This window comes from Acinetobacter sp. UBA6526 (assembly GCF_002434875.1).
GTDB classification, from domain to species: domain Bacteria; phylum Pseudomonadota; class Gammaproteobacteria; order Pseudomonadales; family Moraxellaceae; genus Acinetobacter; species Acinetobacter venetianus.
In genome coordinates, this window is the sequence record NZ_DJLC01000219.1 from 1 (window position 1) to 7,858 (window position 7,858).

Consider the following 7,858-nt stretch of genomic DNA (forward strand, 5'->3'; position numbering starts at 1 on the left):
ATGACGTAATGCTGAATTATCAAACCACATCATTCCATGATGCGTTGTACTTAAGACGACTTTTGGGCTTAAAACCTGCCCCTGAGTTTGCAGCTTGGTTAGAACAACAAGGAATTTTTAAACAGCATCATGCGCAAATTTGTTGGTCTGATCATATGCCAGAAAAATTTTCACGATTACTGATGAATTAGGAGAATGTCGATGAAACTTGATCGTGATATTCAATATCCTGCACATCTACATCAAGATCAGTGGGAAAAACTGAAACAATTTACAGATGCTCGAATTGCGCTTGGTCGTGCAGGTTGCAGCATCCCAACTCAAGCGCTACTTGAGTTTCAACTTTCGCATGCGCAAGCTCAAGATGCGGTCTATCAGAGCCTGAATACAGCCTATTTAACCGAGCAATTAAAAGATCACTCACTACAAAGCTTTCATGTAAACAGCAATTCAGAAGATAAAGAAACATATCTAAAACGACCAGACTTAGGACGACAACTTTCAGAGCACTCAAAACAAATACTTATTGAGCAATCTATTGATTCACAACCCTATGATGTTTGTATTGTTGTCGGTGATGGACTATCTGCACGTGCGATAGAGGCAAATGCAATCCCCTTTATTTTGTCTCTAAACAAATATATTCAGCAAGAAGGTTGGAGTCTTGCACCAATTGTTTTAGCAACAGGTAGCCGAGTTGCATTAGGTGATGATGTTGCTCAGATTTTCAAAGGATCCATGTTGGTTATGCTAATTGGAGAACGCCCGGGTCTAAGCTCACCAGATAGCATGGGAATTTACTATACATGGCATGCCCGCACAGGATGTCTCGATTCAGCACGCAATTGTATTTCAAATGTTCGTCCAGCAGGCTTGAGCATTCCAATCGCTACGCAAAGGCTGATGAATTTAATGAAGGAATCAAAACGACTTGGCTTATCAGGCGTGGACTTAAAAGATGAGCATCAATTCCCAGAGTTTCAACATATAGATCAACCTAAGCTCCTTTTCTAATACCATATTTTTAGAAGTAGAATACGATGACACCTTTTCCAATTTTATCTACTGAAAGACTATTACTACGTGAAATTGTGATGGATGATGTTCCTCAACTTTTTGAAATTTATTCAAATGCCGAGGCAATGCGTTGGTTTGGTGCAGACCCTATTCGATCCATATCAGAAGCTCAAAAATATGTTCAAATTTTTGCAGACTGGAGAACACACCAGAACCCTGCAACTCGCTGGGGTATACAAACCCAAGAAAGTGATCAATTGATTGGAACCTGTGGCTTATTCAAATGGGAGCCTGATTGGAAGAAATGTAGAATTGGTTATGAACTCTCATCCTCTGCTTGGGGTCATGGATACATGACGGAAGCATTAAAGACCATGATTGCTTGGGGTTTTGCACACATGAAACTCAATCGAATTGAAGCATTTATCCATCCTAAGAATTATCCATCACTTCGCTTAGCTGAAAATTTAGCTTTTAAATATGAAGGTCATCACAGAGAAGCAGGTTATTGGTCAAATCAGTTTCATGATTTGCTACACTATGGCTTACTTCGATCTGATTGGGACAGTCATTCAGATTAATTGCCTTACAAGTAGTCCCCAAATACACCTGACATAAGAAATATTTCTATGAACTTGAATACATCATTTCCTAAAACAATCTATGCAATCCAACATTTAGCATTCGAAGACTTAGGTTCATTAGAAGACATATTTTATCAGCTCGGTTTCCGTGTTCGTTATTTTGAAGCTGGCGTTGATGATCTCGGTCCAGCGCTTAATTATGAAGGTCTCACAATTATTCTAGGTGGTCCAATTGGAGTCTATGAAACAGAAGACTACCCATTCTTAATTGACGAAATCTCTGGTTTAAGACAACGCTTAAAAGACGATAAGCCAACGATTGGTATTTGTCTTGGTGCTCAATTAATTGCACATGCGCTAGGAGCAAACGTTTATGCAGGTGAACAAAAAGAAATAGGATGGAGTGAATTAGAAATCAAAAATGTAGAACAAAATATTTTATCGCCACTTAAAGATACAAAAGTATTGCATTGGCATGGAGATACTTTTGATTTACCAGAGAATGCGACCTTACTCGCAAGTTCTGCAATGTATCCAAATCAAGCCTTTTCCATTGGAAAAAATATTTTAGCACTACAATTTCATTTAGAAATTCTTGAAGAAAGCTTCGAAAAATGGCTAATTGGGCATACTTGTGAAATACGTAATGCTCAGCTATCAGTTCAACAATTGAGGAGTGATAATCGCAAATACGCCAAACGGTTAGAGGATATGACTTCTCATATCATGAACAGTTTTATATCGCGTACTATGTAGAAATAGTAATAAATATCTTGTTTTTTTCGAGGTGAATTTACACTTTTATAAATAAGAATAGTTATTAATATTAACAAATTATTTAATGCAATTCTTGAGTTACAATAGTGAGAATATTGCAAACACAACCAATATCGTTACAATATTTAATGAAATGTAAATAAAATTTTGCATTTATCGAATATTTTTTTTGTGGTATAGGAATGAACATCTTAAAATTTATCAAAAGTTTCAACACTGTTAATACTTATCTTGGTTTAGCTGTTTTATTATTAGTTACCTTAATTGTTTATTTCTATCATATCAATCCAAGTTAATAATATTCTTTATTATTCAATAAGCTTTGAAATAATAAAAAAGGGAGCATTTAATGCTCCCTTTTTTATTTACTTCTTGTCGATTTTAAAACTATCTTTTAAATCTAAAATACGATTAAACACAGGTTTCTCTGGATTGTGATCATGTTGATCCGCTACAAAGTAACCTTCACGTTCAAATTGGAAACGATCTTCTGGTTTTGCTTGTGCCAAAGCAGGTTCAATCACCGCTTGAACCACTTTTAATGATTCAGGATTTAGGTGCGCTAAGAAATCATCATCTGCATCTGGCGCAGCTTCAGTAAATAAACGATCATAAATACGAACTTCAGCAGGCACACCTTTGCTCGCAGAGACCCAATGAATCACGCCCTTAACCTTACGTCCTTCAGGGTTTTTACCTAAAGTTTCAGGATCAATTGAACATTTTAGTTCAATGATTTCACCACTTGCATCTTTAATCACTTCATCACATTTGATCACATAAGCATGGCGTAAACGCACCTCACCTTCTGGTATTAAACGCTTAAAGCCTTTTGGCGGTATTTCTTCAAAATCTTTACGATCAATATAAATTTCACGTGTTAATGGAATAACACGCTCGCCCATATCAACATTCGGATGACGTTTATGCGTTAAATCTAATTCTTCTGGTAAATTAGTTAACGTTACTTTCAATGGATCAAGCACCGCCATACCACGAGCTGCTGCATTTTCTAAAGACTGACGAATACAGAACTCAAGCATCGCTACATCAACAATACCATCCGTTTTTGATACGCCAACACGCTTACAGAAATCACGTAAACCTTCAGGTGTGAAACCACGACGTCGCATCCCAACGACAGTTGGCATACGTGGGTCATCCCACCCTTGTACATAATTACCTTCAACCAGTTTACGTAATTTACGTTTAGAGGTGATCGTATAATCCACATTTAAACGAGAAGATTCATACTGACGCGGTACAGCCTGAGAATGAACTTTTTCTACAATCCAATCATAGAATGGACGGTGGTCTTGGAATTCTAAAGTACAGAGTGAATGAGTAATACCCTCAATCGCGTCAGATAATGGATGAGCATAGTCATACATTGGATAAATTTTCCATTTATCGCCTGTTTGGTGATGTTCTGAATGAAGCACACGATAAAGAATAGGGTCACGCATGTGTACATTCGGACTCGCCATATCAATCTTGGCACGTAGTACAGCACCGCCTTCTTTGATTTCACCATTACGCATTTGTTCAAAGCGCGCAAGATTCTCTTCAACAGAAGCATCGCGATAAGGTGAGTTTTTACCCGGCTCAACGAAATTACCGCGATTCAGCTTAATTTCTTCTGGAGTTTGCAAATCAACATAAGCATCACCTTGTTCAATCAACTGAACAGCCCATGCATAAAGTTGATCAAAATAACCTGAGGCATAACGAGGCTCGCCATTCCAGTTAAAACCTAACCATTTCACATCGTTGGCAATACCATCAACATATTCTTGTTCTTCAGCATCTGGGTTGGTATCGTCAAAACGTAAGTTACATAACCCATCAAATTCTTCAGCAATACCAAAGTTCAAACAAATTGCTTTTACATGACCAATATGTAAATAACCATTTGGCTCAGGAGGGAAACGTGTAACAACTTTTTGCGTACGTCCATCTTTTAAATCATCAGTAATCACTTGACGTACAAAATCTAAGCCTACCTGTTGTTCTTGCTGCTCAGCATCGACAGTGGCTTGGGTGTTCGGTGCCGGGGTCTTTGGCAGTTCTGAAACAACATCATTTGGCTTCATAGGGAGTAAATCACTTCTTACTGTTAAAAAATAGGACATAAAAACGCAATCTTTGCTTTTTCTCAAAGATTTTAACGTTTTTTACTTGCCTTGTAGTTTACAGTTTGCTTATGCTTCTCTCAACCAAAAACCCATGGTCACAAGACCATGTTTAGGAGATTAATGTAATGAGTTTTCCTCAAGTCGAATTAAATACCAACAAAGGTCGTATTGTTCTTGAGCTTAACGCTGAAAAAGCACCAAAAACGGTTGCAAATTTCTTAGAATATGTACGTGACGGTTTCTATGACGGCGTAATTTTCCACCGTGTGATTGATGGTTTTATGATCCAAGGCGGTGGCATGGATGAAAACTTTAAAGAAAAAGCAACGCGTGACTCAATCGAAAACGAAGCTGACAATGGCTTAAGCAACGATGAAGGTACAATCACAATGGCGCGTACACAAGCACCTCACTCTGCTTCTGCTCAGTTCTTTATTAACGTGAAAAACAACTCTTTCTTAAACCACACTGGTAAAACAGCTCAAGGCTGGGGTTATGCAGTATTTGGTAAAGTTGTTGAAGGTATGGACATTGTAGGTGAGATCAAAGGCGTTCGTACTGGTAACCGTGGTTATCACGCTGATGTTCCTTTAGAAAACGTTGTGATTGAATCTGCTAAAATTATCTCTGAATAATAATCCCTCCTAACCTCCCTATAAAGGGAGGAAAGACCCTCTTTAAGAAAGAGGGATTTAGGGAGATTTAAAAAGGATAAAAGTGTGACCTACCTGTTTATTTCAGATTTACACTTGTCACCTGATCACCCTCGACTCGTTCGAGGGTTTTTGGCTTTATTGCAACAATATCAAGATAAAAACACCCAGCTTTATATTTTAGGTGATTGGTTTAATGCATGGATTGGTGATGACTATACAGCTCCATGGTTAGATGAAATCATTCAAGCATTACAAAGTTTCACCAATTACGGGAATCAAGTTTACTTCCAAGTTGGTAATCGTGATTTCGCTTTGGGACAAAAATTCTTAAATAAATTTAATGGTATTCTATTACCAGACGTTTATACACTTGACATTCACCATAAAAAATTTCGTCTTGAACATGGTGATGCGCTCTGTACTGATGATGTGGCATATCAGCGTTTCCGTAAAGTGATTCGTAATCCAGTTTTGTTGGGTTTCATAAAGCGCACACCACTTAGTTTTCGACAAAAACTAGCCAATGGTTTTCGCAAAAAAAGTAGCCAAACCAAGCAGCTGAAAAGTTATGACATCATGGATGTGAATGCTCATGCAGTAGAGTGCTTGATCGATCAAGTTGATTATTTAATTCACGGTCATACTCACCGTCCAGAAATCCACCAAGTTGATAATAAGCAACGTATTGTCTTAGGAGATTGGCGTGCTGATTCAGCGTGGATTTTAGAAATCAATCCACTAGAAAATTATCATTTAGATTTTAAACAGTGGCACTATTAAGAAAATTTTATTCTGCAATTTAATACATCACTTTTATTCAAGTCAGCTAAAACTTTGCACATACGACTTAAATCTATATAGAAATCACATTTCACTACTTTCAGTGAAATATAGATCAAGTAAAATAAATTAAATTTTTAAATTGAGTTAATTTCTGATGGATACTTTAGCTACAGCAAAAACACGTTATGCGACAAAAGCTTATGACACAGAGAAAAAGATTCCAAAAGAACAATTTGAAAAGCTACTTGAAATTTTGTGCTTTAGCCTTTCTTCGGTAAATATTCAACCATGGCATTTTTTAGTTGCAGAATCTGATGAAGCCAAACAGCGCATTGCTTCAGGACTCACGGGTAAATATATTTACAATGCAGCCAAAGTCTTGAACTCATCACACACCATCATCTTTTGTACTCGTACAGATATTACACCAGAATATTTAGAACAATTATTACAACAAGATGATGTAAGTGGACGATTTAAAGATGAAACAGCTAAACAAGGTCAACAAGATACTCGTTCTGGCTATGTCGAATTCTATCGCAATGAACTCAAAAATCTTTCAGCATGGATGGAAAACCAAACCTATCTTGCACTTGGTCAATTGCTTTTTGCAGCAGGATTAGAAAGTATTGATGCGACACCAATGGAAGGTTTTGATCGCGATACAATCAATAAAGAATTTGGATTGACAGAAAAAGGTTTAAAAGCCTCAGTGATTGTTGCATTAGGCTATCGCAGTGATAGCGATTTTAATGCCAAACTACCTAAATCACGCTTAGCAGATGACGTAGTGTTTACTCGTTTATAATGAATCAGAACAAGGGAGTTATTCATTTTACTCCCTTATTTTTATTACATCATAGCTTTGGCTAAACATAATACTGCAATCACGCCACAAACTAATCCAATCCATGTATATGCTTTTATTCGCTCTTTGAACAATACAACTCCACTCAATACACCTAAAACAACAACGAGAATATTCATTCCAGCAAAGACAATCGCAGGCGTTTCTTTAAAAATCATATGTGCTTTAACATATAAAGCGATATTGGCAAAATTTAATATTCCCAAAAATAAACCTGTAAAAATGTTTTTAGGCTGCCAGTTCGCTTGTGTAATCGCAATATAAGCAATCGATAAAATGAAGGCAGCAATAAATGTTAAATTCAACGTGACTGCAAACTGCAAACCCAGACTACTACTATATTTAAGTAGTACATCTACTGCCGCATAACCCGCCCATACACTGAATAGAAACAAAGCTGACTTTAAGCTTAATCCTTTATTGGCCTGTTCTGTTGCCTGCCCAACAATAATTGCCAATATTGCAAGCACACCAAGAACAACACCTATTAATTTTAATTGGCTAAATTGTTCACCAAAAATAAAATACGCTGCTAATAAGGAAAGAATAACCGCTAGACGTTGAGCAATTTCTGTTTTAAGAATACCCGCGAATTGTAATGATTTGGCTAAACATAGAAAAATACTTGGCAGCAATATTGCCAAAGTGAATATGAGCCACCACGGTGTATTTTGAATTGAAACATGTGTGAGATCTGTCTTAAACCAGTAAAAACATAAAATACTTGCGCTTAGATAATTCCAAGCAATCATTTGAAAGACATCAAACCCTTTGGTCTTTAGATATTTCAATAAAATTGAGACTAGAACGCTACAACATGCTGCCGCAATAATCATTTCCATAGTATTTATTCTTACTTTTTAAACATAAAAAAATGCCAGTCTATAATTAGACTGGCATTTTTAAAGATCATCAATCAATTAACGATTATTTTCGTCTTCTTGACCATCTTCAAATTTAGTTTCGCCGTCGAAGCCGCCTTGACCACCAAAGCCGCCTTGACCACCAAAGCCGCCTTGACCACCGAAGCCACCTTGA

General features: G+C 37.0%; 10 protein-coding genes and 1 pseudogene. 8 read left to right on the forward strand and 3 right to left on the reverse strand.

All coding sequences use genetic code 11. The annotated features are described in order from the left end of the window. From eutB to B4237_RS17715, 5 genes are all read left to right on the forward strand, one after another. On the forward strand, positions 1–191 hold a 191-nt coding region (gene eutB, locus B4237_RS14900; protein WP_286943777.1), incomplete at its 5' end, for an ethanolamine ammonia-lyase subunit EutB. Positions 192–201: 10 nt separating this feature from the next. After that, positions 202–1,014, forward strand: a complete 813-nt coding sequence (gene eutC, locus B4237_RS14905; protein ID WP_278596433.1) for an ethanolamine ammonia-lyase subunit EutC — start codon at positions 202–204, stop codon at positions 1,012–1,014. 26 nt (positions 1,015–1,040) lie between these two features. Further along, entirely contained in the window at positions 1,041–1,598 is a 558-nt protein-coding gene (locus B4237_RS14910) for a GNAT family N-acetyltransferase (protein ID WP_278596432.1), read from the forward strand. 48 nt (positions 1,599–1,646) lie between these two features. After that, positions 1,647–2,357, forward strand: a complete 711-nt coding sequence (locus B4237_RS14915) for a glutamine amidotransferase (RefSeq protein ID WP_278596431.1) — start codon at positions 1,647–1,649, stop codon at positions 2,355–2,357. Between the two features lie 203 nt (positions 2,358–2,560). Beyond that, a complete protein-coding gene (locus B4237_RS17715) occupies positions 2,561–2,674 on the forward strand; it encodes a hypothetical protein (protein WP_023014347.1) in 114 nt (37 codons plus the stop codon). 69 nt (positions 2,675–2,743) lie between these two features. Here the strand turns inward: B4237_RS17715 and B4237_RS14920 are convergent, their stop codons facing one another. After that, positions 2,744–4,471, reverse strand: a complete 1,728-nt coding sequence (locus B4237_RS14920; RefSeq protein ID WP_278596441.1) for a glutamine--tRNA ligase/YqeY domain fusion protein — start codon at positions 4,469–4,471, stop codon at positions 2,744–2,746. Positions 4,472–4,638: 167 nt separating this feature from the next. Between B4237_RS14920 and B4237_RS14925 the strand changes: the two genes are divergently transcribed. From B4237_RS14925 to nfsB, 3 genes are all read left to right on the forward strand, one after another. Next, complete coding sequence (locus B4237_RS14925) at positions 4,639–5,148, forward strand: peptidylprolyl isomerase (RefSeq protein ID WP_286943780.1); 510 nt, start codon at positions 4,639–4,641, stop codon at positions 5,146–5,148. 84 nt (positions 5,149–5,232) lie between these two features. Continuing rightward, entirely contained in the window at positions 5,233–5,949 is a 717-nt protein-coding gene (locus B4237_RS14930) for a UDP-2,3-diacylglucosamine diphosphatase (protein ID WP_278596430.1), read from the forward strand. A 157-nt stretch (positions 5,950–6,106) separates the two neighbouring features. Further along, positions 6,107–6,760 (forward strand): oxygen-insensitive NAD(P)H nitroreductase, encoded by a 654-nt coding sequence (gene nfsB, locus B4237_RS14935; RefSeq protein WP_286943782.1) that lies wholly within the window; start codon positions 6,107–6,109, stop codon positions 6,758–6,760. 44 nt (positions 6,761–6,804) lie between these two features. Here the strand turns inward: nfsB and B4237_RS14940 are convergent, their stop codons facing one another. Continuing rightward, positions 6,805–7,662: a DMT family transporter gene (locus B4237_RS14940; protein WP_023014343.1), complete on the reverse strand. Its 858-nt coding sequence runs from the start codon at positions 7,660–7,662 to the stop codon at positions 6,805–6,807. Positions 7,663–7,740: 78 nt separating this feature from the next. Next, positions 7,741–7,858 (reverse strand): annotated as a pseudogene (locus B4237_RS14945) (RNA chaperone Hfq); the annotation flags it as partial.

Bases quoted from the DNA above. Each gene is read 5' to 3' on its own strand.
- B4237_RS14925 (WP_286943780.1), top strand. From the start codon at position 4,639: ATGAGTTTTCCTCAAGTCGAATTAAATACCAACAAAGGTCGTATTGTT.
- B4237_RS14920 (WP_278596441.1), bottom strand. From the start codon at position 4,471: ATGAAGCCAAATGATGTTGTTTCAGAACTGCCAAAGACCCCGGCACCG.
- nfsB (WP_286943782.1), top strand. From the start codon at position 6,107: ATGGATACTTTAGCTACAGCAAAAACACGTTATGCGACAAAAGCTTAT.
- B4237_RS14940 (WP_023014343.1), bottom strand. From the start codon at position 7,662: ATGGAAATGATTATTGCGGCAGCATGTTGTAGCGTTCTAGTCTCAATT.
- B4237_RS17715 (WP_023014347.1), top strand. From the start codon at position 2,561: ATGAACATCTTAAAATTTATCAAAAGTTTCAACACTGTTAATACTTAT.
- B4237_RS14910 (WP_278596432.1), top strand. From the start codon at position 1,041: ATGACACCTTTTCCAATTTTATCTACTGAAAGACTATTACTACGTGAA.
- B4237_RS14915 (WP_278596431.1), top strand. From the start codon at position 1,647: ATGAACTTGAATACATCATTTCCTAAAACAATCTATGCAATCCAACAT.
- eutC (WP_278596433.1), top strand. From the start codon at position 202: ATGAAACTTGATCGTGATATTCAATATCCTGCACATCTACATCAAGAT.